Here is a 23,867-nt window from a genome sequence, read left to right as displayed (position 1 = left end):
AAGACCCTAAAGAATTACTACTTACCAGTAATTCTTTAGGGTCTTTTCATGTATGCAAAAAAACATCTACATGAAGGTTCCTTACAAAAATGTAAGATTCCAGTTAGATACATCGATGTTTGCAACTTTTAATCACTTGTACACTAACAATAGTTAACCAAGCAACACTTCGACATTAATCTGCTGTCATCGCAAATTTAATACATGCACTAAAAATCATTATAGAAAGGATAGGTAGATTATGAATGTAATAAAACAAAGCTTACCTCAAAAAAATCGAATTGTTGATTTAGATGTCATACGAGGTTTTGCCTTAATTGGTATTTTCTTAGTGAATATAGCTGAATTTAGTCAGAGATCGGGTGCTGGACAATTAAGCGATGCTAATTGGATTAACATTTTAGCAACAGGGAAGTTTTATGCTATCTTCTCTTTACTTTTTGGAGCAGGTTCAGCTCTTTTCTTAAGCCGTGCGAAAGCCAAAGGGCAACCTTATTCCTTGTATATACGTCGTATGATTATATTAGTTGTCATTGGGCTCTTACACGCTAGTATTTGGTCAGGAGATGTACTTGTTCCCTATGCAATTGTAGGATTAGTGCTACTATCACTTCATAAAATTCCTGGTAAATGGTTATTAGGCATTTCTCTAACCTTCCATGTAATCGGAATTATTGTGAGTATTATGTCTTATGATTATTTGTACGGAGGGAACTTGAATGTACCTCCACTCTTGAATGTTCTTCAAGTCATTACTACGTTAACAGGATTTCTAATTTATTTTATTGAGGGTTTTTCACTCATGCAGATGGATATTTTCACAAAATTAAGGAAGAATCCAAAGCTTCATACAATACTTTTAATTGTAGTAGGCAGTATTTCAATCACTGGAGTAACTTTCCAATTTCTCACAGAAGGCGCCAAACTGTCATTCATCATATTGACCATTTTACAGCCTTTCCTAGCACTAACTTATATTTTAATTTTAATGGCTCTGTTAAAAAGTAAACTAGGAAGCGTTGTACTCCATCCGTTACAAGCCTATGGAAAAATGGCCATGAGTAATTACTTGGGACAAACTTTTGTAGGAATTTTTATCTTACCATTATTCGTCAAAAGCATGGATCTCGCTTTCCTTATGATTAATGTCTGCCTATTAACATGGATTGTTCAAATTATACTGAGTAACGTTTGGTTAAAATATTTTAATTTTGGACCTATAGAATGGATTTGGCGCTGCTTAACTTATTGGAACTTAGTGCCTATCCGAAAAAATAATAGAAAAAATAACATATAGGAGGCTATAAAAATGCAAAGACCTGTTGTAGACGTAAAAAATGTTCAGAAAGTATATGGTAAAAAAGGTGAGAATCAATCATATGCCTTAAAAGGTGTATCATTTTCAATCCGAGAAGGTGAATTTGTCGGTATCATGGGACCATCTGGATCTGGAAAAACAACATTACTAAATGTAATTTCTACATTAGATAATGCAACGGACGGAAAAGTTGAAATTGCTGGAACTGATATTACAAAAATGAAGCAAGGTGCACTCTCTGATTTCCGCTCCAAAAAATTAGGATTTATTTTTCAAGACTTTAATCTTTTAGAAAATTTATCAATCTATGAAAATATTGCATTGCCACTTTCCTTGCAAGGTGTTCCTTCTCGAAAGATTGGACCAAAAGTAACGAAAGTAGCAGAGATGTTAGGAATTTCATCATTACTGCAAAAGTATCCTTCAGAAGTATCTGATGGACAAAAGCAACGTTCTGCTGCTGCACGTGCACTCGTTCATGAACCAGCGATTATTTTAGGAGATGAACCAACAGGAGCACTTGATTCTAAAAATGCAACGAGCCTTTTAGATGCAATGAAAAGTCTTAATGAAGAGCAAAATGTTTCAATTATGATGGTTACCCACGATCCATTTAGCGCAAGTTACTGCCAGCGCATTTTGTTCATTCAGGATGGAGAGCTGTATAAAGAACTACATCGTACAACAAACCGTGAAATGTTTTATAAAGAAATTTTAAATGTACTTGCTGATTTGGGTACACAAAAAGCATAAGAAAGGAATTTACAACATGTTACTCAAACTTTCCATGTCAGGACTAAAAAGTAAAATAAGAGACTACATTGTCTTATTAATTGGGCTTGTTATGTCCATTTCAATCTTTTACATGTTCCAAACACTAGCAATGAATGATTCATTTATTAAAGCAAATTCGATGATTAGCTCTATTGGGATCATCTTCCAAGTTGGTTCATTTTTATTGGCAACTATCACGTTTTTCTATATCCTATATGCCAATTCATTTTTACTGTCATTAAGACAAAAAGAGTTCGGTATGTATATGATGTTAGGTGCGAAAAAATATAAAATTACGCTACTCATGTTTATGGAAACTTTAGCTATCGGGATCACTTCACTTATTATTGGGATTGGAATCGGTATCGGACTTTCTAAAGGAATTGGACAACTTCTTATGAAAGAATTAGAATTTGCTTCCGATGGATACCACGCTCTTTATATTCCATCTATTCGTGTAACAGTAATATTTTTCTTCATCCTGTTTTTCTTAGCTGCCATTATGAATATAGCGAAACTATCTCGCATTACAATATTACAACTCGTTCATTCTGAGATGAAAATAGACAAGCCTTCCGTAAAAGGGATTAAAACATTCTTTGTAGCAGTAATTGGTGCTGGTTCATTAGCAATTGGATATGCAGCATTAATAAATATAAAGGCTTTATCATTAGCTGGATTTCCTATCGCTACAGTAGCAACGACATTAGGAACATATCTTATTTTCATCTCTTTATTACCGCTAACTATTAGATTACTGAAAAAAATTAAACCATTAAATGAAAAAGGATTAAACTCATTTACTTTTTCTCAATTAAGCTTCCGCGTAAATGATTTAACAAAGGTATTAGCAACTGTAGCAATGTTAATTGCACTTGCAGTTGGAGCAATTGCTGGCGGAATGGCTTTTAAAAACAATATTAGCCTAACTACTGATATTGCTAGCCTATACGACGTATCAGTTCATAATCCAACAGCAGATGAGAAAAAAATATTAAACAAGATCAAATTTGAAGAAAAAGCGAACTATCGCTACAAAGTAGATCAAAAATTCGTTTATTACTTGAAAGAAGACTTAGAAAAAAATCGCCCTCTTGTTCAAAATGGTTTCGGGCAAAAGAAAGTCGGTCAAGTAGAACGAACTGCAAATGAACTTCCAGTCGGAGCAATTGTAAAGAAAGGTGCAAATGATACAATTGGTGGTCTTGCTCTTTCTGAAGAATGGAAGAATGCATTCAAAGAAATACAACCTGAATACTTATACAAACAACAACATATAAAAATTGTAGACCAAAAAATGTACAATCAAATAACAACAAAGGAACAAAATGTTGTAATTGGAAAAACAAATGATTTCGCAGCGTATAAGAAAGAATGGAAAGAACTTGATCAATTACAATTAGCAAAATATAAACATATAACTAAAGATCAATTAAATAGTAAATTTAGCTTTTACGAAATTATGTACACTTTCACAAGTGGTACAGTCTTTATGGGCTTTTTCTTAGGAATTGCTTTCTTAGCTATGATGGCAAGTTGCTTAATGTTCAAAATCCTATCTGGTGCAACGAAAGATACAAAGCGCTATCAAATGTTACGTAAAATAGGAGTTCGTCGTGAGCTATTAGCGAGATCAATCTATAAAGAGTTATTATTAGTATTCTTATTCCCAGCTACCATTGGTATCTCCCATGTAATTGTTGGTATGAATATGTTCTCTTTCATTTTGATTGACCCATACTTCCGCATTTGGGTTCCACTGGCAATTTTTGCGGTGATCTATACTATTTACTACTTAATTACAGTTCAATTGTACAAAGGTATTGTACTTCCGAAAGAAAGATAATAAAAAAGCTGGTGACATGCTGTCATCAGCTTTTTTATCCCCTATATCCATCATCCATCTACTATGCTAATATATGTACTTGATTCTATTTTTAATTTTCAACACCTGAGTTGAATAAATGAAAGGAGCTATGTTATTGCAACATGTGAAACAACTACTGAGAAATTTTTTATATTTTTTCTTCAGTAAACAAATTGAAAAGTTTCTAACCTATAATTTAAGAAAAAAAACAAATACATTTATTCGTATCGCTATTTATATTTATTTGGGAACCAAAATTATTTCCCTACTCTTTAATTTTAAGACATCTTACGGAGTAGGGCTCTTTAATATCGGCTGGCTTATAAGCATGTCACTCTATCTATATTTCGCTAAAAATATTTACTTCGAAATGAAACAAGAGCATCAAAAAGTGAAAGAGCTAACCTTCTTTTCTCTCTTTGACTCCAATAAAGATTTACCTTATCGAAGATATATTTACAAGTGTTATACAAAAATATTGTATAGCTTGCTTATCGCTGCATCAAGCTTCAATAGCTTATTACAAATTAATGCATCCATCTCACCGTCTATTTCAGACCTAGTCTCTAATGTGATGCATATGATTTTACTTCTAAGTGCAGTCACAGTAACCAGCCTTTATCTTGCACTACAATGGACAAATATATTAATGACAATACTATTAATACTCTCTTCTGTTATCACTGGAGCGATAATAAGTACTGGTTTATTATCAACAATAGGCAGTTTAACTCATTTTAATCTTTTAAATAACTTTTCCATCATTTTAACAATTTTCATTGGCATTATTGTTCAAATGGGAATTGTATGGATACGCCCTCCCTATCAGCTAAGTCGTACAGAAAATGCTTTTTTTATATCCAATTCAATGATTGCTACAACGCTATTATTACTAGTTATTTTTATTCAAGATATTTCTGTACTAACTGGCGGAGAAACGAATTTAGAAAAGAAAGCTCAATTAGCCTTATTACCTTATACAATTGGTGCAACCATTAATTTTATGTATATAAAGTTTAAATCTAATCGTATCGCCCAAAAAGCAGAAAAAAACATGCTAGAAGTTATTTATTTGTTAGAAGAAAATGATATCAATCGTCTTTCTCCTACACAAAAACAAAAAATAGTTACTAAAATCAAGAAATGTGTCTATTACGGTGGCACATCCTTCCGCTTACTTCTCCTTATGAGTCCAGAAACGAAACGATTTATAAAAAACATGAAGTTAGATGAGAGAACTCCATAAAAGCATCTATCTCCGGCCTCGGCTATTCTTTCAATAGAATAGCCTTTTTTCATACTTCTGTAAGATTCCTTACAATACTGTAAGCCAATCGTTAGTTACTTCGATGTTTCCAATCTTACATTTTATATAAACTAAAAGTAGATAATCAATCAACAATAAAAACACTTTTAAAGGAGCGAATTCTCATGAAAGAAAACCAAGACTTATTATTCAACCAAATTGTTACCGTTTCTTGCTTAGGCGGCTTCGTTTTACTATCTGGTGTTGCGGCTATTACTAAAATTGCTCAACAACTTTTCATGTAATATATCTTCATTACTACTTTAAATTTAAAATCATTCAAGATGACTAAAAATCACTTTTTATATAGATAGATTTCAAAATAAGGGTTCCTTACAAAAATGTAAGTTTCCAGTTAGATACATCGATGTTTGCAAACATTTATTCCTTGTAAACTAATAACTAGTTAGTCCAATTTAAACACACAAATAACTTATAGAGGAGTTTTCATATGAAAAAATTACTTGCTTCATGCGCTACTTTTGCACTATTCGCTAGCTTTGCGGTTGGTTGTGATTTATCTTCCCCAATCAAAATGGGTTCAAAGGAATACTACGTTCAAATCCAAGGTGAGGGTAAAATGGAAGATAATCAACGCCTTTATACTTTACCTACTTACGATGAAAACGGAAATGAAAAAACAGTTACATTTAGTAGCCAAAAGAGAGAAAATGATAAAAAACTTAAAGAAAATGCATTTTTACGCCTTTACATTAAACAAGAGGATGAAAAGAAAACAGATATACCAAACACAGAAGTTAAATCTTATGAAGAAGTACAGAAATCAGATTTACCTGCAAAAACAAAAGAGAAATTAGGTATAAAATAACAGATGATTATCAAAAAAAAATAAAAGGAGTAGCTCTTATTAAATAAGAGCTACTCCTTTTATTTTTTGGAAGCATTAGTTTACCACAAACAAAAAGAACCATAACCTCACCAACCTGGCAAGATTATGGTTCATATCATACAAAATAAAAAACCACCAAATATGTATTGGTGGAGACGGTGGGAGTCGAACCCACGTCCAAAAATATCGGCACTTAAGCTTCTACGAGTGTAGTCGATATATTAGCATTTCGCGAACTCTTCAGCCTATCGACAGGCTTCCAAGTTGCTAGTCTGGTTGTTCTCTTCCTTTGTCCTCAGACGGCGAACTCCGGCGTAGTCCACTTAGTTTGAGTCCCTTACCCTACCACATGGACGATGGAGGGAGGAACCTTTAGTGCAATTAAGCAGCTAAAGAAAGATTGTTTTGTTTGCCAATTATAGGCTTTGACGTTTTAACGAGGCCGATCCCCTCGACTCGCAACCTAAGCTCGAACTATCCCTGTCGAATCCGTAACGTCCCCATGATAAAAATGGAGCATACGAAGAAAATTTCGTGATAGCTACTAAGAGCTGTTTTTCAATGTGCAACAATCTTACATAAGTTATTATAACATACGCGCGCCGTTTTACAAATGTAAATATCTGTATTACATCTTTTGGCGATCACGGAACGCGCGTGCAATTTCACGTTTAGCTTCTTTCTCTTTTAAATCGTGACGTTTATCGTATTGTTTCTTACCTTTTGCTAAACCAAGTGCCATTTTCGCAAATCCATTTTTTAAATAGATTTTAAGTGGAACTAATGCATATCCTGTTTCTTTTGCAGCTCCTGCTAATTTATCAATTTCTTTTTTATGCAGAAGTAACTTTCTCGTACGAAGCGGATCGTGGTTGAAACGATTTCCTTGTTCGTACGTACTAATATGCATATTATGAACCCATACTTCACCATTATGTACACGTGCAAACGCATCTTTCAAGTTCACTCGTCCAGCGCGAATTGACTTAATTTCCGTTCCTTGAAGGACAAGCCCTGCTTCGTATGTTTCTTCGATGAAATAATCATGAAAAGCTTTTTTATTTTGTGCAATAACCTTACCTGAACCTTTTGGCATATAACGTCCCTCCTCTATTTTTACTATTGTAACAAATGTTGATAAAAAGCGGAAGTGGCTCGTTCAGAATGTGAGGTGGATGGAGCTTCTGACCTTGAGGCGTTCTTTGCCTCTAGAGAAGAAGCGAAGCCGCCGAACATTCTAGCCACTGGAGCTGGATTCCAATAAAAAGCGAAAGTGGCTCGTTCTCCAGCCACTAAGAAAAAAGAAAAAGCCCCGCTTTTTATCAAAGCGAAGCCATCCTTTTCTTACTTACGCTTTTTCTTCTTCTTCTTGAATCCTGGTACGTTTTCGAAGAATGCTTTTTTCTTCTTGCCGTTACCATCTTTTTTCCCTGGTTGGCTAGCGGACGCGGATGCAGATCCTCTTCCTTTACCTTTGCCACCACGGTCAAATTTTCTACCTGTGCCACGTTCTCCGCCGCGCTCATTACTGCGTTCGCTACGTCCGCCGCGTTTCTTTCTGCCTGTTCTTGGCTGTTCAATCACGACTGGACGATCTTTGAACTTACGACGAGGCGTACCTTTCATGCCAACGATTTCAAAGTCGATTGCTCGCTCGTCTTTGTTTACGTTAATAACGCGAATTGTAATTTCGTCACCGATGCGGAATACGTTACCTGTACGTTCTCCGATCATTGCGAAATGCTGCTCATCATAACGATAGTAATCATCCGTTAAGTAGCTAACGTGTACAAGACCTTCAATTGTATTTGGAAGCTCTACGAATAAACCGAAGTTTGTTACAGAGCTAATCATACCGTCATACTCTTCGCCGATCTTATCAAGCATATATTCTGCTTTTTTCAGCTCGTCTGTTTCACGTTCTGCTTCAACTGCACGACGCTCCATATTAGAAGAGTGCTCTGCAATCTCAGGTAATTTTTCACGCCATTTTGCTTGTGTTTCATTGTCGACTTTACCGTTAATGATGTATTCACGAATTAATCGATGAACAATCGTATCTGGGTAACGACGAATTGGTGATGTGAAATGTGTGTAGAACTCAGTTGATAAACCAAAGTGACCTAAACTTTCTGCATCGTAACGCGCTTGCTTCATAGAACGAAGCATAACTGTTGAAATGACTACTTCTTCAGGCTGCCCTTGAACCATTTCAAGAATTTGTTGCAGCGCACGAGGATGTACTTCATTTGCACGTCCTTTTACTGCATATCCAAAGTTCGTTACAAACTCAAAGAAACGCTCTAGCTTATCTTCTTTCGGATCTTCATGGACACGGTACATGAATGGTACGTTCATCCAGTGGAAATGCTCTGCTACTGTTTCGTTTGCAACAAGCATAAATTCTTCAATTAACTTCTCTGATACAGAACGATCACGCATAACAACGTCTGTCGGTTTTCCTTCTTCATCTACTAATACTTTCGCTTCTTTAAAGTCAAAGTCGATTGCACCGCGGCGCATACGTTTTTCACGTAAAATTTGTGCTAATTGCCCCATCTCTTTAAACATAGGCACTAACGGCTCATAACGCTTAATTAGCTCTTCGTCCTCATCTTCTAAAATGCTTCTTACGTCAGCATACGTCATACGCTCTGTCGTTTTAATTACACTTTGGAAAATCTCGTGTTTGACAACGTCACCTAAATTGTTAATTTCCATTTCACAAGATAACGTCAGACGGTCTACTTTCGGATTTAATGAACAAATACCGTTAGATAGACGATGCGGAATCATCGGGATTACACGGTCAACAAGATACACACTCGTCGCTCTCTCCGCTGCTTCTACATCAATTGGAGAACCTTCTTGAACATAATGGCTTACATCCGCAATGTGAACGCCAAGCTTATAGTTACCGTTCTCAAGCTTCGTTACTGTAACAGCGTCATCTAAATCTTTCGCGTCTGCACCGTCAATCGTTACGATCATTTGGTCACGCAGGTCACGGCGATCTTTTAAATCTTCCTCTGAAATCGTTTCTGGTACACTGTTTGCGTGTTCCATCACTTCTTCAGGGAACGCTAAAGGTAAATGATGTTTATGAATAACAGATAAAATATCTACTCCTGGGTCATTTTTATGACCTAGAATTTGAACAACTTCACCTTCTGCACTTAAACGATTCTCTGGATAGCTCGTAATTTTCACAACTACTTTATGACCTTCTACAGCACCCATTGATGCGCTTTTCAATACGAAAATGTCACTTGTCCAGCGTTTATTGTCAGGTATAACAAATCCAAAGTTTTTCGATTCTGTATATGTACCAACTAATTCTTTCGTTCCGCGTTCTAAAATGCGTACAATGGAACCTTCTTGACGCGAACCACTCGATTGGGAACTAAGGCGTGCCAATACTGTATCGCCGTGAAGTGCACCGTTTAATTCTGTAGGCGGGATGAAAAGATCATCGTCTCCTGTTTTCTTCTCGTCTGGTACAACAAATGCAAAACCACGCGCATGTCCAATTAACTTACCACGTATTAAATTCATCTTTTCAGGAAGACCGTAACGGTTGCTACGAGTACGAATAACAAGTCCCTTTTCTTCCATCGTTACAAGTGCTTTTACGAAATCTTTAAAGCCCTCAGAACCTTCAATCCCAAATGCCTCTTCTAACTCTTGTATCGTTAGCGGTTTATACGCTTCTTCTCTCATAAATAATAACAACTTATCAATATGTTCTTGTATGATTTCTTCCAAGCAAAAATACCTCCTTTAAAACCTTATATTATTTAGTGTATCCGAAAGATAGGGGATGTATAAAGCGAAACTTCAATACTCCCCTTATGATTTTTACAGTTTTCACAAAAAATTCCTTATGAAAAAAAGAGGCAACTAGATCTTACCAATCTAGTTGCTCCAAGAAGTTATATACATCCTCATGTAGCTCGTCACGCTGCTTATCAAGTGTAATGACATGCGTAGAGTCTTCATACCATTTAATGTCTTTTAACGTTGATTCTACACCGTTATAAATAATGTTCGCACTATCTGTATTAATCATTTCATCATGACGCGCTTGTACAACAAATGTTGGTGCATAAATCATGTCCACATTGTTACGTACGTCAGCAATTAATTGTTGTAATGCTTTTAATGTATTCATCGGTGTCTTTTGGAATTCCAACATTTCTTGTTCGATTTGCTCTGGTGATTTTTGCTCACGCTTTTTATATTCGCGGGCATATGCCAATATACCTTGGTACATCGTTTCTTCACTCTTAATATACATTGGTGCACACATCGGCACTACACCTAAAACCGGTACTGTATAACCTAATTTTAGTGAAAATACTCCGCCAAGTGACAATCCAACCACAGCAATTTTCTCAAAACCTTTATCTTTTAAAAGCTGATATGCCTCCGTTACATCTTGCCACCAATCTTCAGGACCTGTATGAACAAGCTCTTCTGGTGGTACACCGTGCCCTTTATAAATTGGGGCATGACAAGTGTAGCCTTTCTTTTCTAAGAAACGCCCTAACATACGTACATCAGCTGAGTTTCCTGTGAATCCATGTAGTAATAAAACAGCGCGGTCTCCACCCTCAAATGTAAATGGTTTCGGAGATGCTAATTTCATCATGTACTTCTCCTCTTTCTCTTCTGTAATCTAGTCGTATTCTTTCTATATCTAGTGTACCATATTTATATTTCTATAATCTAATTAGAAACATCTTTCAAATGGCAAAACAAAAAAAGAAGAACCATTAGTACATCCTACTAACGCTCCTTCTTTCAATTCTATAAGTTTAAGTACGTAACACCAATTGTTAATGCGAAGAACAATACAGCTAAAACAATTGTAATACGGTTTAATACCGCTTCAATTCCACGTGCTTTTTGCTTACCAAATAATTGCTCTGCACCGCCTGAAATTGCACCTGAAAGGCCTGAGCTATTACTAGACTGCATAAGTACCATAACAATCATTAAAATCGATACAATAATAAGTAAAACGGATAATAACGTATGCACTTGGCGTACCTCCTACAAAGATTCAGTTATTGTAACTGTAGCATAAATTCTATAGAAAAGCGAGAGCTATAAGGTTGCTCTCGCTTTTCTTCTATTACATGAACATCATTGCAAATAGCGGCCCGAGCAAACATGTCAAAATGGCTGTTAATGTCATTGTTACCGATCCAATAACACCTTCATGTTCATTATTTTTCATCGCTCTCATCACGCCCATAATATGAGAAGCACATCCAAATCCGATACCTTTACCAACTGAGTTTGTAACGCGGCTCCATTTTAATAAAAGCGGGCCGGTAATCGTTCCAGTAATACCTGCAATAACAACGAAAGCTGCTGTTAATGACGGTACACCACCAACTTGCTCCGAAACACTCATTGCAACTGGCATTGTCACCGATTTTGGTAAAGAAGATAAAATCAAGCTTTTATCTGTTCCCATAAGTGATGCAATAGCAAAGTCACTTGCAATGGCAACTGTTGTACCTACTAATACACCACCGGCAATCGGTACAACATACTTTTGCAGAACGTGACGTTGTTTATAAAGAGGAATTGCAAATGCTACAACACCGGGTCCAAGTAGCTTTGCAATCCAGCCGCCACCACTTTCCATATAATGTTGATATGGTATATCAAGCACGATAAATAGGAAAGCCATTAATCCTGTTGCTACAAGCATTGGAATGGTGAATGGTGTTGGAAATAATTTATAGATTTTTTTAGATAATTGATATAATAGCACCGTAAAAAGAACCCAACCGATCCCGATTAATATTTGACTCATCGCGACTCTCTTTCCTTTCTATTCGCAAGATATTGTCCTGTATGTCCTGCGACAATAATGATTAAAAATGTACTCGCTACAACTGTAATGAAAAGAGAAATTCCTTTACTCATAAAAAAAGCACCGTAATTCATTAGGCCAAGCGTTGGCGGAATTAATAAAAACGGCATAATAGCAACGAGTGTTTCTGCTCCTAAATCGAACCATTTCACTGGAAGAACTTTTAGGCTAAGTAAAACAAGTAAGAGGAACATTCCAATCAAACTTCCTGGAATCGGAATATTTAACATTTCTTGTACCCAAGTTCCAACCATATAAAAAACGTAAAGAGCAGCAATTTGGACAAGAATCTTTGTAAATTTCATGTTCATCATCCCTCTTGTTTATACGATCTTCTGTTAATATCTTTATCATAGTATAAATTGTAAAAAGCTGCAATTTATCAACTTGACATCAAAAAACGCCTATGTTATACGCTTACAACCTTGATATGACTACATTTCTAAAAGAAAATTAAGTCAAAAACCTTGACCTAATATAAGAAGTTTTTATTTTCTGAATTTTAAAGGTTGTTATTTCAATAAAATAATCTTTTTACCTTTAAGCTTACATATATATAAACAAGATAGGTGGTGAACATATGCCCAAAAAAGTTCTTATTTTTTGTGATCCTGGCATTGATGATACGATGGCTCTCCTCTTAGCATTCTTTATCGATGAAATAGAAATCATCGGTATTGTTGCTGATTACGGCAATGTTCCAAAAGAGATGGCCGTACAAAATGCTCATTTTCTTAAGAATGAAACAAGGAATAGAAATATTAAGATATTTGGTGGTTCAGAACGCCCTCTTACTGGTGCCCCGCCTGCTTTTTTTACAGATGTACACGGGAAACAAGGACTTGGGCCAATTATTCCAAATGGGAATGTGACTAACGGAGAAATGGAGAATTTCTTTGAAGTGATTCCTCTTATTGAACAGTATAAAGATGAATTAATTATTGTAAGTTTAGGAAGACTTACCTCTCTAGCAATTTTATTTATCATGTGCAAACAGTTAATGAAACAAATTAAATCTTACTACGTAATGGGCGGTGCCTTTTTACATCCTGGTAATGTCACCCCTATTTCTGAAGCAAACTTTTATGGTGACCCTACTGCCGCTAATATAGTCCTTCAATCCTCACCTAACATGTACATCTATCCATTAAACGTCACCCAATATTCCATCATTACACCAGAAATGGCTGAATATATTGAAGCAAAAGGAAAAGCCCCACTCGTCAAACCGTTATTCGATCATTATTACTACGGCTATTATAAAAATGCTCTACCACATTTAAAGGGTAGCCCCTTCCATGACACAATGCCAATACTCGCTTTACTTGATAACTCTATGTTTACGTATCACAAATCCCCTATCGTTGTCATGACAGAATCCTCTGCACAAGGAGCAAGCATAGGGGAATTTCGTTCTTTAGTGAACCAAAAGCCATTTATTGATTGGCCGGGTCATCAAATTGCAATTGATTTTGATTATAACAGTTTCTTTAAACATTTCATGTCACTTATGACGGGGGAACAATTTTAGCATAAAAAAACAGACCGTGATTTCTCACGGTCTGTCGTTATTTTCTACAATTATCGTTTGATGTTGTAGAAAGATTTGATACCATCGTAAACAGCGATTTCGCCTAGTTCGTCTTCGATGCGTAATAATTGGTTGTACTTAGCAATACGATCAGTACGGCTCATAGAACCAGTTTTGATTTGGCCAGCGTTAGTTGCAACTGCGATGTCAGCGATTGTAGCATCTTCAGTTTCACCAGAACGGTGAGATACAACTGCTGTGTAACCAGCACGTTTAGCCATTTCGATAGCTTCGAAAGTCTCAGTTAAAGTACCGATTTGGTTAACTTTAATTAAGATTGAGTTAGAGATACCTTTTTCGATACCTTCAGCAAGTTTTTGAGTGTTAGTTACGAATAAATCGTCACCAACTAATTGTACTTTGCTTCCAAGACGCTCAGTTAATAATTTGTGACCATCCCAGTCGTTTTCGTCTAAACCATCTTCGATAGAGATGATTGGGAAGTCTTTGCAAAGCTCTTCGTAGAAATCAACCATTTCTGCAGAAGTTAAGCCAGTACGGCCTTCGCCTGCAAGGTCATATTTACCAGTTTCTTTGTTGTAGAACTCAGAAGAAGCAACGTCCATTCCTAAGAATACGTTCTCGCCAGCTTTGTAACCAGCTTTTTCGATAGCTTCGATGATTACTTCTAATGCTTCACGGTTAGAACCAAGGTTTGGAGCGAATCCACCTTCGTCACCTACTGCAGTGTTAAGACCTTTGTCATGTAATACAGCTTTAAGTGCATGGAATACTTCAGCACCCATACGGATTGATTCTTTGAATGTTGGAGCACCAACTGGTAAGATCATGAACTCTTGGAAGTCTACGTTGTTATCAGCGTGAGAACCACCGTTGATGATGTTCATCATTGGAGTTGGTAATTGTTTTGCATTGAATCCACCAAGGTAACGGTATAATGGAAGACCTACGAAGTCAGCTGCTGCGTGAGCTACTGCCATAGATACACCAAGGATAGCGTTAGCGCCTAGTTTACCTTTGTTTGGAGTGCCATCTAATTCGATCATAGCACGGTCGATACCAGCTTGGTCAGTTACGTCGAAACCAACGATTTCTGGAGCGATAATTTCGTTAACGTTGTTTACTGCGTTAACAACACCTTTACCAAGGTAACGAGATTTGTCACCGTCACGTAATTCTACTGCTTCGTGTTCACCAGTAGATGCACCACTTGGTACGATAGCGCGTCCGAAAGCGCCGCTTTCTGTGTAAACTTCTACTTCTACAGTTGGGTTACCACGAGAGTCAAGGACTTCGCGAGCATAAACATCAATAATTGTTGACATAATAAATTCTCTCCTTTTTATATAAGCAAATTATTTAATAATTGTTTTACCTGTCATTTCTTTCGGTTGCTCAACACCAAGAAGTGTAAGCATAGTTGGAGCGATATCACCTAAGATACCACCTTCACGTAATTCTACGTCGTTCTTAGTAACAATGAAAGGAACCGGGTTAGTTGTATGAGCTGTCATTGGCTCTCCGTCAGAAGTTAATTCTTCGTCAGCATTACCATGGTCAGCAGTAATAAGTGCTACACCATCTTTTGCAAGAATCGCTTCTACAACTTTTCCTAAACATTCGTCAGTTGCTTCTACTGCTTTAATTGTTGGTTCCATCATCCCAGAATGGCCAACCATATCACAGTTCGCAAAGTTAAGAATGATAACATCATGTTTATCATTTTCGATTTCATTTACTAAAGCGTCCGTTACTTCGTAAATGCTCATTTCAGGTTTCAAGTCATACGTTGCAACCTTCGGTGAGTTAATTAAGATACGCTCTTCTCCTGGGAATTCAGCCTCACGACCACCGCTAAAGAAGAATGTAACGTGCGGATACTTTTCAGTTTCCGCGATGCGAAGTTGCTTTAATCCCGCTTGCGCAACAACTTCACCTAAAGTGTTATCAAGGTTCATTGGCTTGAATGCCACGTAACCATCTACTGTTTCACTAAAGTGTGTCATACATACGAATTCTGGAATGTGAGGTACTTTTTCACCACGATCGAACTCACGGAAGTCTTCGTTTGTAAATACACGAGCAATTTGAATTGCACGGTCTGGACGGAAGTTATAGAAGATAACTGCATCATCATCATTGATTGTTGCAACTGGCGTGTTATCTTCGTTAACAATTACAGACGGCAATACGAATTCATCGTAGATACCATTTGCATAAGAGTCTTCTACACACTCTTCTGCTGATTTATAAGTAGGTCCTTCACCATTCACCATAGCACGGTAACATTTTTCTACGCGATCCCAACGCTTGTCACGGTCCATGGAGTAATAACGACCAGAGATAGTCGCGAATTGTCCTACTCCTGTTTCTTTAATTACTTCATTTGTTGCATCGATATAGCTTTGTGCTGTTTTTGGTCCAACATCGCGGCCATCTAAGAATGCATGAATGTATACTTTCTCAACGCCTTCTTTAGCTGCTAAGCGAAGAAGAGCAAACATGTGGTTCATGTGACTGTGCACACCACCGTCAGAAAGTAAACCAAATAAATGAAGTGCAGTACCTTTTTCTTTTACGCTTTTAATTGCACTTTGGAACGTTTCGTTCTTATCGAACTCACCTTCACGAATTGCAACGTTTACGCGTGTTAAGCTTTGATATACAATGCGGCCAGCACCGATATTTAAGTGACCAACCTCAGAGTTACCCATTTGACCTTCTGGAAGACCTACTGCCTCGCCACAAGCTGTAAGCGTTGTGTGAGGGAATTTGTTCCAGTAACCATCAAAATTAGGTTTCTTAGCTTGTGCTACAGCATTCCCGTAAGTTTCTTCACGAAGTCCGAAACCGTCAAGAATAATTAGAGCTGTTGGCTTTCTCATTTTACCGCCTCCAGAAGACCTAAGAACGAAGCAGGCTCTAAGCTAGCACCGCCAACTAAAGCGCCGTCGATGTCAGATTGTGCCATGTACTCTTTAATGTTTTCTGGTTTTACGCTACCGCCGTATTGGATACGAACAGCTTCTGCAGCAGCTGGAGAAACAGCTTCTGCAACAACTTTACGGATGTGCGCACATACTTCGTTTGCATCTGCAGAAGAAGAAGATTTACCTGTACCGATAGCCCAGATTGGCTCATAAGCGATAACAGTTGCTTTAACTTGCTCTTCAGTTAAACCTGCAAGTGCTTTTGTTACTTGACCTGCTACTAGATCAAATGTTTTTCCGCTTTCGCGCTCTTCTAAAGTCTCACCACAACATACGATTGGTGTTAAACCATGTTCAAATGCTGCGATAGTCTTTTTGTTTACTGACTCATCTGTTTCAGCAAACATTTCACGACGCTCAGAGTGGCCAAGTACTACGTAGCCTACTTTTAAGTCGCTAAGTGCTACTGGGCTAATTTCGCCAGTGAATGCACCATTTTTTTCGAAGTGCATGTTTTGTGCACCTACTTGTAAATCAGTTCCTTCAGTCGCTGCTACAAGGCGCTCTAAGAATAGAGCTGGAGAGCAAACTACTGCATCAACAGCTGAAGCTGCTGGGATTTGACCTTTAACTTCCTCTACGAAGCTAACTGCTTCAGATAGAGTTTTATTCATTTTCCAGTTACCTGCGATAATTGGTTTACGCATGCTTTGCACCGTCCTTTTTCTTTGGCTGCTACTTATTTGTCGTTAAGACAAACTACACCTGGAAGCTCTTTACCTTCCATGAATTCTAATGACGCACCGCCGCCAGTAGAAATGTGGCTCATTTTATCAGCCATACCGAATTTTTCAACAGCTGCTGCAGAGTCACCACCGCCGATAACAGAGTATGTACCTTCTGCATCTGCTAATGCTTGTCCTACTGCTTTTGTACCTTGTGAGAATGGAGTCATTTCGAATACACCCATTGGTCCATTCCATACAACAAGCTTAGAGTTTTTAATTACATCTGCATAAATTTCACGTGTTTTAGGACCGATGTCCACGCCTTCCCAGTTAGAAGGGATAGAATCGATATTAACGATTTTAGTTGTTGCAGTTTCAGAGAATTCCTCAGTGATTACAACATCAACTGGCATGTAGAAGTTTACGCCTTTTTCTTTTGCAAGTTGCATAAATTCTTTTGCTAGTTCGATCTTGTCGTCTTCACATAGAGATAGACCAATTTCATGACCTAAAGCTTTAACGAATGTGTAAGCAAGTCCGCCACCGATGATTAAGTTATCTACTTTGTCTAATAGATGACGAATTACACCGATTTTATCTTTTACTTTCGCCCCACCGATGATAGCTGTGAATGGACGATCTGGGTTAGAAAGTGCTTTTCCAAGAACATCTAACTCTTTTTCCATTAGTAAACCAGATACTGCTGGTAGGTAGTCCGCGATACCTGCTGTAGAAGCGTGAGCACGGTGAGCTGCACCGAATGCATCGTTTACGAAGATGTCAGCAAGAGCTGCAAATTCTTTCGCAAGTTCTGCATCGTTCTTTTCTTCGCCCGCATAGAAACGTACGTTTTCAAGAACTAATACGTCGCCTTCGTTCATTGCTGCAACCATTTCTTGTGCAACTGGTCCGAATGCTTCGTCTGCTTTTTTAACGTCTTTACCAAGAAGCTCGCCTAAACGTGCTGCTACTGGAGTAAGACGTAATTCTTCTACTACTTGACCTTTTGGACGGCCTAAGTGGCTTGCTAAAATAACTTTCGCACCTTGCTCTACTAAATATTGAATTGTAGGAAGAGCTGCACGGATACGAGTTTCATCTGTAATTTTGCCTTCTTTCATAGGTACGTTGAAGTCAACGCGGCAAAATACACGCTTACCTTTTAAATCTACGTCACGAATTGATTTTTTGTTCATTGGATTTCCCTCCGACTACTAGTTAGGATTGACAAAACCCACTCAAAAGCTTAACACATTTGCTTTTAAAACGAAAGAAGAGAGAGAGGGAACAAACCCTCTCCCTCGTTTTGTCATTGATAACTTATATAATTAAGAATTAAAGACCTTTTGAAGTCATGTAAGCTGCTAGGTCTACTACGCGGTTAGAGTAACCAGTTTCGTTATCGTACCAAGAAAGTACTTTAACCATGTTACCTTCCATTACCATTGTAGATAATGCATCGATTGTAGAAGAAGCTGTACATCCGTTATAGTCGATAGATACTAATGGCTCTTCGCTGTATCCAAGGATACCTTTTAATTCGCCTTCAGCTGCTGCTTTGAATGCTGCATTTACTTCTTCAACTGTTACTTCTTTGTCAAGTTCAACAACTAGGTCAACTAGAGAAACGTTAGCAGTTGGAACACGTACAGCGCCACCGTTTAATTTACCTTTAAGTTCTGGTAATACTAATGCTACTGCTTTAGCTGCACCAGTAGATGTTGGGATCATGTTTTCAGCTGCTGCACGAGCACGACGTAAATCTTTGTGTGGTAAGTCTAAGATTTGTTGGTCGTTAGTGTAAGAGTGAATTGTTGTCATCATTCCGCGTTTTACGCCGAATTTTTCGTTTAATACTTTAGCGAATGGAGCTAAGCAGTTTGTAGTACAAGAAGCGTTAGATACTACGTTGTGGCTAGCTGCATCGTATTGTTCGTGGTTAACCCCCATAACTACAGTGATATCTTCGTCAGAAGCTGGAGCTGAGATGATAACTTTTTTAACTGATCCACCTAAGTGTTTTTCAGCGTCTGCTTTTTTAGTGAAACGGCCAGTAGATTCTACTACGATTTCTACTCCGTAGTCGCTCCATGGTAATTGTGCTGGGTCACGCTCAGCGATAACTTTAATTTCTTTACCGTTAACAACGATGCTGCTTTCGTTAGCAGATACTTCTGCGTTTAAAGTTCCGTGAACTGTGTCATATTTTAAAAGGTGAGCTAAAGTTTTAGCATCTGTTAAGTCGTTGATTGCTACTACTTCTACCTCTGGGTTGTTAAGTGCTGCGCGGAATACGTTACGTCCGATACGTCCAAATCCATTAATACCAATTTTAGTCATTTGAATTTCCTCCTTGGGGGATTATATTAAAGGGTAATACCCTTTGTTAACTGTTTTGCTGCACCTTCATCTGTAATTAGAATTGAAGTGTGCCCTTGTTTAATTACAGCCTGTATTGCCTTTGCCTTTGAAGAACCTCCAGCGACTGCAACAACGTGAGATACATTTTGTAAATCCTCTAGTTGCATACCAACTGTTCTTACTTTATGAACAACATTTCCTTGTTCATTAAAGTAGTAACCGAAAGCTTCGCCAACTGCTTCGCTTGCCTGAATCTTTAACCAATCTGCTTCTGAAGTATTTCTGCGACGTGCCATTGTTAACGCATCACCTATTCCATGAATGACGATATTGGAAGATCGAATCAACTCAAGAACTTCTTTCACGGAAGGCTCTGTCACAATAGACGCATATGCTTCGCTGCTAACATGGTCTGGAACATACAATAAGCGATAATTACTCATCGTATTTTGCGCCATCTTGGCACAAATAGTATTGGCTTCTAACTCGACGCCTTCTCCAATTCCACCACGTGCTGGGACAAATAGCATATGTAAATCTTTGCAATCAAGCTGCATCATGTCCGCAACAGCAGCTAGCGTAGTTCCTCCAGCCACAGCAACGATATTATTCGCTGTCAGACGGTCTTTTATACAAGTCACACAAGCACGGCCCATCTCCAGTTTGACCCAAGGCGATTCATCACTATCACCAGGGACAACGAAAACTTCATCCAAGTCTAATGTTTCCTTAAGTTGCTTTTCTAAAACCTTTAACCCGGAAATTTCTTTCATAAAGTCTTCCAAAGCAAGAACTAAAGCTGTTCCTTCTTCTGTCAAAGTCATTCCAGAAGAAGCGACGTGAACTAAGTTTTGTTCTTTCAAAACTTGAACTTCACTTCGCAATACTCGTTCTGTCATACCGAGACTTGCTGATAAATTTCTTCTTCCAATCGGCTGCATAAGCCTAATGTATTGAAGAATTTGCATTCTCGTTTGCATAACAGGTAGCAGATCAGGTAATAATTTTTTTGTGTTCTGAATCCATGAGCGCATATCTTTTCTCCTCACTACATCGGTTCATTTTCCCTCATGGTCACTTTACGTCCCGTAGTGACATTTTGTGTCCCACATAGGTTAAAAAAATAATCCCTGCTACGTGTATTATTGTAACAGGAGATAGAAACTTATTCAACTCTTAACTGCATTCTTTATATAGTTTATTATGACACCTTTGTGAATGTTACCATATTCTACTTGTTTTCCGTCTATTTCTACAACCGGAATCATTAGATGATATTTTTCTAAAAGGTCATTATCTTCATATATATCTATTTCCTCAATTTGAAAAGAATATTCACATTGTACTTCCTGTAAAACTTGTTTCGCCTTAACGCAAAGGCCACAATCATTTTTTGTATACAGTACAACTTTCATCTTCTTCACCTATCCGATCGTTTTTCGTAATGACGACGCTGGGATGTGCATTTGCTCTCTATACTTCGCCACTGTTCTTCGAGAAATAACGATTTCATGCTCTTCTTCTAACAATTTTGAAATCTTTTGATCTGAAAGTGGCTTTTTCTTATTCTCTGCCTCAACAAGCGTTTGAATAAATTGTTTTACACGCTTTGTAGAGACTGCTTCATCTTCAGTAGTCGAAACGGCATTACTAAAGAACGATTTCATCTCAAATAAACCGTGTGGTGTTTGCACATATTTATTTCGCGTTGCGCGACTAATTGTCGATTCATGCACACTTAACTCTTCAGCTACTTCTTTTAAAGCAAGTGGCTTTAAATACTCCGGACCTTTCCAGAAGAAATCACGTTGTTTTTCCATAATAATGGTCATTACTTGCAAAAGCGTTTGTTTTCTCTGTTTCAAACTACGCATAATCCACTGCACATGCTGATACTTTTCTGAAACGTAAGATGCTACTTCACTTTCACTATTATTAAGAAGCGCACTATATTCAGAATGAATTTCAATTCTCGGCATATTTCTCTCATTCATTTGTAAAACGAGACGATCACCATCTTTTTTCACCGCCATATCAGGCACAATATAAAGTGGTTTATCAGAAGAAAACGCAAGACCTGGTTTCGGCTGTAATGACGTAATACAGTTCACCGCCGATTGCAATTCCTCATTACTACACTTCAACACTTGAACGAGCTTTCGCCAATCTTTCTTCACGAAATAAGCGAAATGGTCTTCTACAACCTCTTCTGCTAATCCATTCCGTCTTTGTAAGCGCTTCAATTGTAAAGTTAGACATTCCTGAATATTACGCGCTCCTACCCCTGCTGGCTCCAGTGATTGGACAAGCTCTACAGAGCGGTCGACTACATGAAGTGGTACGGAAAGAAGATTTGCTAACTCTTCATTCGTTTCTTGTAAATACCCATTTCCATCCATGTTCATAATAATGAAAGAAGCTACTTTTCGCTCTTCTTCCTCTATTTTATAATACTGTATTTGATTTAATAAATGTTGCTGAATCGTTGTAGAATCCACACTGTAGATTTCCATCTGATTCTCGACTTGTTTGCTGGTACTTTTACTGTTGTTAGAGCTCTTTTTCTTCTCCCTCTCAAAACCACCTAACTCAATAAGGGGATTCTCTAACGATTGCTCATACAAAAACTCCGATAATTCTTGTACATTATACTGGAGCATTGTAATCGCTTGCCTTAACTCTTGTGTCATTGCCAAACGTAAGCTTTGTTCTTGTAAAAGACTTGCCTTCAAACTAATCTCCCCCTTGTTTCTATTGTACAATAAGTTTGGTAAAAGGAGAATGCTATCACAGACACCCATTCCAAAATATTATTAATTTATATGTATTAATGAGATTTACAACTTACAACCGAAATTTGAATAATATTGAAAGAAAATAATAACGGAATTAAATCATAACCAAGTACTAATAGTAAATCTTATTATCAGATATAACAAGAGGGAAATAAAAAAAGTCCTAACCTACAAAACGTAAGTTAGGACTTTTTGACGCGCCCAGAGGGATTCGAACCCCCGGCAGACGTGGTACCGGAAACCACCGCTCTATCCGACTGAGCTATGGGCGCATGATAATAGAAAACACTTCATTTTCTTCTCATAATAATAGCAATAAAATCCATCTAAATCAATAAAAATATCCCCGTAATCCTTTATGACGCTTAGTTATGAGTATATTAACAAAGCACCCACCCCTAAATTTTCCAATCATAAATTCACCCCAACTCACAAATTATAATCTTTGAATTGATATTCCAAAGGGGGCTTCATTCAATGACTGTAATTACGAAATTAAAACAAACTGTTTCTGGATTAAAAAGTGCACAAGCTAGCTTAGAGGGATTCGCTCTTGATACGGATAATCAACAAGCTAAGCAACTTTTCCAAACAGCTGCACAGCAAACACAAACGATTATCGATTCTTTAAACCCACGCGTTGAAGAAGTCCAACAAGAAGAACCACAATACTCACAGCAATAACGAATCAGTCTTGCTGTGAAATAGAAAAAGGATGATATGCAGTCATCCTTTTTCTATCACATTACATATTGCAATAAATGGAATGATAAATATGCAAAAACTCGGACTCATAACCGTATTATTTGCCCTTCTATTTAGCTCTTTTACCGGATGTGATAATAGTCCTTTAGATAAAAAAGTGAAAGAAGAAGCAAAACGAACGGAGAAAGAGAAAGGTCCAAAGTTAACAAAAACGAGTATGGAATCCTTTAATCAATCTATATCACAAGGAGCCAAGAAAAGAGCTCTCACTATGGATGAAATTATAAAAAGTACAGCAGTAAATTCAAATTTAGATCTCTACATAGCAGTTACACCTGAGCATCACGAAAGATTTGGATTAAAACCTCTCCGTAAGAAGCTCCAAAAGCAGCTAAGTGATGAGCACCCCACTTTCGATGTTCGTGTAAGTACAGATAAAAAAATCTTTATGTTACTTGAAAAGCTTGAAAGAAAAATTAAGGAAAAGAAAGTATCTAAAGATGAAATTAATAAACAATTAAAATTCATTGGTAAAAAAATGGAGTCTAACACTTAACGCTTTTTAAAAGAAAAGGAAGGTTTGCAATGTCTAGTAAAGATAAAAACTTAACCCCTGTGCAACAGGAATATAAAAAATTCGAGCAAGAACGCGAACCGAAGCGTCCTGTCTTAAAAAACTGTATAAAAGCCTTTTTCGTTGGTGGTTTCATTTGCCTAATTGGGCAACTCATTTCTACTTTTTATATTACGTATTTCGATTTCACTGAACGCTCAGCAGGGAATCCAACAGT

24 protein-coding genes, 1 tRNA gene and 1 other RNA gene are annotated in these 23,867 nt (G+C 37.4%); 10 read left to right on the top strand and 16 right to left on the bottom strand.

Going from position 1 to position 23,867, the window contains the following annotated elements:
- Nucleotides 1–241: 241 nt before the first annotated feature.
- The 6 genes from PQF83_RS23445 (at nucleotide 242) to PQF83_RS23420 (ending at nucleotide 6,094) form a co-directional block, all read left to right on the top strand.
- The gene (locus tag PQF83_RS23445) at nucleotides 242–1,297 is read left to right on the top strand and encodes a DUF418 domain-containing protein (RefSeq protein WP_001100769.1); all 1,056 of its coding nucleotides are present in this window, start codon (nucleotides 242–244) and stop codon (nucleotides 1,295–1,297) included.
- Nucleotides 1,298–1,309: 12 nt separating this feature from the next.
- Nucleotides 1,310–2,071 carry an ABC transporter ATP-binding protein gene (locus tag PQF83_RS23440; RefSeq protein WP_272792346.1) on the top strand — a complete coding sequence of 254 codons (762 nt, stop codon included), beginning with the start codon at nucleotides 1,310–1,312 and terminating at the stop codon, nucleotides 2,069–2,071.
- 16 nt (nucleotides 2,072–2,087) lie between these two features.
- Nucleotides 2,088–3,938: an FtsX-like permease family protein gene (locus PQF83_RS23435; protein WP_000924824.1), complete on the top strand. Its 1,851-nt coding sequence runs from the start codon at nucleotides 2,088–2,090 to the stop codon at nucleotides 3,936–3,938.
- A 130-nt stretch (nucleotides 3,939–4,068) separates the two neighbouring features.
- Nucleotides 4,069–5,205: a hypothetical protein gene (locus PQF83_RS23430; RefSeq protein WP_033671959.1), complete on the top strand. Its 1,137-nt coding sequence runs from the start codon at nucleotides 4,069–4,071 to the stop codon at nucleotides 5,203–5,205.
- A gap of 185 nt (nucleotides 5,206–5,390) precedes the next feature.
- Nucleotides 5,391–5,510 carry a DUF4027 family protein gene (locus tag PQF83_RS23425; protein WP_000662451.1) on the top strand — a complete coding sequence of 40 codons (120 nt, stop codon included), beginning with the start codon at nucleotides 5,391–5,393 and terminating at the stop codon, nucleotides 5,508–5,510.
- Nucleotides 5,511–5,716: 206 nt separating this feature from the next.
- A complete protein-coding gene (locus tag PQF83_RS23420) occupies nucleotides 5,717–6,094 on the top strand; it encodes a YxeA family protein (RefSeq protein WP_000734548.1) in 378 nt (125 codons plus the stop codon).
- A 168-nt stretch (nucleotides 6,095–6,262) separates the two neighbouring features.
- Here the strand turns inward: PQF83_RS23420 and ssrA are convergent.
- The 7 genes from ssrA to PQF83_RS23385 all read right to left on the bottom strand — a co-directional run bounded on the left by ssrA (nucleotide 6,263) and on the right by PQF83_RS23385 (nucleotide 12,310).
- Nucleotides 6,263–6,617, bottom strand: a transfer-messenger RNA (tmRNA) gene (ssrA, locus tag PQF83_RS23415).
- Between the two features lie 126 nt (nucleotides 6,618–6,743).
- On the bottom strand, nucleotides 6,744–7,211 hold the full coding sequence (gene smpB, locus PQF83_RS23410) for an SsrA-binding protein (protein WP_001123901.1): 468 nt from the start codon (nucleotides 7,209–7,211) through the stop codon (nucleotides 6,744–6,746).
- Between the two features lie 248 nt (nucleotides 7,212–7,459).
- Entirely contained in the window at nucleotides 7,460–9,880 is a 2,421-nt protein-coding gene (rnr, locus tag PQF83_RS23405; RefSeq protein ID WP_000391094.1) for a ribonuclease R, read from the bottom strand.
- Nucleotides 9,881–10,022: 142 nt separating this feature from the next.
- A complete protein-coding gene (gene estA, locus PQF83_RS23400) occupies nucleotides 10,023–10,763 on the bottom strand; it encodes a carboxylesterase (RefSeq protein ID WP_000761976.1) in 741 nt (246 codons plus the stop codon).
- 161 nt (nucleotides 10,764–10,924) lie between these two features.
- Nucleotides 10,925–11,158 carry a preprotein translocase subunit SecG gene (secG, locus tag PQF83_RS23395; RefSeq protein WP_000557262.1) on the bottom strand — a complete coding sequence of 78 codons (234 nt, stop codon included), beginning with the start codon at nucleotides 11,156–11,158 and terminating at the stop codon, nucleotides 10,925–10,927.
- Nucleotides 11,159–11,252: 94 nt separating this feature from the next.
- A complete protein-coding gene (locus tag PQF83_RS23390) occupies nucleotides 11,253–11,945 on the bottom strand; it encodes an LrgB family protein (protein WP_000078304.1) in 693 nt (230 codons plus the stop codon).
- Nucleotides 11,942–12,310 (bottom strand): CidA/LrgA family holin-like protein, encoded by a 369-nt coding sequence (locus PQF83_RS23385; RefSeq protein ID WP_000673222.1) that lies wholly within the window; start codon nucleotides 12,308–12,310, stop codon nucleotides 11,942–11,944. The genes PQF83_RS23390 and PQF83_RS23385 overlap by 4 nt, the downstream gene beginning before the upstream one ends.
- Nucleotides 12,311–12,585: 275 nt before the next feature.
- Here PQF83_RS23385 and PQF83_RS23380 point away from each other — a divergent pair, with 275 nt between their 5' ends.
- Nucleotides 12,586–13,536 carry a nucleoside hydrolase gene (locus PQF83_RS23380; RefSeq protein ID WP_001125027.1) on the top strand — a complete coding sequence of 317 codons (951 nt, stop codon included), beginning with the start codon at nucleotides 12,586–12,588 and terminating at the stop codon, nucleotides 13,534–13,536.
- 50 nt (nucleotides 13,537–13,586) lie between these two features.
- Here the strand turns inward: PQF83_RS23380 and eno are convergent, their stop codons facing one another.
- The 9 genes from eno to PQF83_RS23335 form a co-directional block, all read right to left on the bottom strand.
- Nucleotides 13,587–14,882, bottom strand: coding sequence for a phosphopyruvate hydratase (eno, locus tag PQF83_RS23375; RefSeq protein WP_000103957.1), 1,296 nt, complete (start codon nucleotides 14,880–14,882; stop codon nucleotides 13,587–13,589).
- Between the two features lie 30 nt (nucleotides 14,883–14,912).
- Nucleotides 14,913–16,442, bottom strand: coding sequence for a 2,3-bisphosphoglycerate-independent phosphoglycerate mutase (gpmI, locus tag PQF83_RS23370; protein ID WP_001231150.1), 1,530 nt, complete (start codon nucleotides 16,440–16,442; stop codon nucleotides 14,913–14,915).
- Nucleotides 16,439–17,194 (bottom strand): triose-phosphate isomerase, encoded by a 756-nt coding sequence (gene tpiA / locus PQF83_RS23365; RefSeq protein ID WP_001231036.1) that lies wholly within the window; start codon nucleotides 17,192–17,194, stop codon nucleotides 16,439–16,441. The genes gpmI and tpiA overlap by 4 nt, the downstream gene beginning before the upstream one ends.
- A gap of 32 nt (nucleotides 17,195–17,226) precedes the next feature.
- On the bottom strand, nucleotides 17,227–18,411 hold the full coding sequence (locus PQF83_RS23360) for a phosphoglycerate kinase (protein ID WP_001036343.1): 1,185 nt from the start codon (nucleotides 18,409–18,411) through the stop codon (nucleotides 17,227–17,229).
- A 139-nt stretch (nucleotides 18,412–18,550) separates the two neighbouring features.
- On the bottom strand, nucleotides 18,551–19,555 hold the full coding sequence (gene gap, locus PQF83_RS23355; protein ID WP_000161231.1) for a type I glyceraldehyde-3-phosphate dehydrogenase: 1,005 nt from the start codon (nucleotides 19,553–19,555) through the stop codon (nucleotides 18,551–18,553).
- Between the two features lie 26 nt (nucleotides 19,556–19,581).
- Nucleotides 19,582–20,610 carry a gapA transcriptional regulator CggR gene (gene cggR, locus PQF83_RS23350; protein WP_001258187.1) on the bottom strand — a complete coding sequence of 343 codons (1,029 nt, stop codon included), beginning with the start codon at nucleotides 20,608–20,610 and terminating at the stop codon, nucleotides 19,582–19,584.
- 135 nt (nucleotides 20,611–20,745) lie between these two features.
- On the bottom strand, nucleotides 20,746–20,991 hold the full coding sequence (locus PQF83_RS23345) for a glutaredoxin family protein (protein ID WP_000869738.1): 246 nt from the start codon (nucleotides 20,989–20,991) through the stop codon (nucleotides 20,746–20,748).
- Between the two features lie 9 nt (nucleotides 20,992–21,000).
- Nucleotides 21,001–22,308, bottom strand: a complete 1,308-nt coding sequence (gene rpoN, locus PQF83_RS23340) for an RNA polymerase factor sigma-54 (RefSeq protein ID WP_000647974.1) — start codon at nucleotides 22,306–22,308, stop codon at nucleotides 21,001–21,003.
- A 259-nt stretch (nucleotides 22,309–22,567) separates the two neighbouring features.
- A tRNA-Arg gene (locus tag PQF83_RS23335) sits at nucleotides 22,568–22,643 on the bottom strand.
- Between the two features lie 205 nt (nucleotides 22,644–22,848).
- Here PQF83_RS23335 and PQF83_RS23330 point away from each other — a divergent pair.
- From PQF83_RS23330 to PQF83_RS23320, 3 genes are all read left to right on the top strand, one after another.
- The gene (locus tag PQF83_RS23330; RefSeq protein WP_000216166.1) at nucleotides 22,849–23,055 is read left to right on the top strand and encodes a DUF1657 domain-containing protein; all 207 of its coding nucleotides are present in this window, start codon (nucleotides 22,849–22,851) and stop codon (nucleotides 23,053–23,055) included.
- 91 nt (nucleotides 23,056–23,146) lie between these two features.
- Nucleotides 23,147–23,632 carry a YhcN/YlaJ family sporulation lipoprotein gene (locus tag PQF83_RS23325; RefSeq protein ID WP_001170598.1) on the top strand — a complete coding sequence of 162 codons (486 nt, stop codon included), beginning with the start codon at nucleotides 23,147–23,149 and terminating at the stop codon, nucleotides 23,630–23,632.
- A gap of 29 nt (nucleotides 23,633–23,661) precedes the next feature.
- A partial coding sequence (locus PQF83_RS23320; RefSeq protein WP_000095400.1) for a SpoVA/SpoVAEb family sporulation membrane protein occupies nucleotides 23,662–23,867 on the top strand: 206 nt, incomplete at its 3' end.

Origin of the sequence: Bacillus sp. FF-1 (genome assembly GCF_028548245.1) — a bacterium.
GTDB lineage: Bacteria > Bacillota > Bacilli > Bacillales > Bacillaceae_G > Bacillus_A > Bacillus_A paranthracis.
This window is presented reverse-complemented; position numbering and strand designations above follow the sequence as displayed.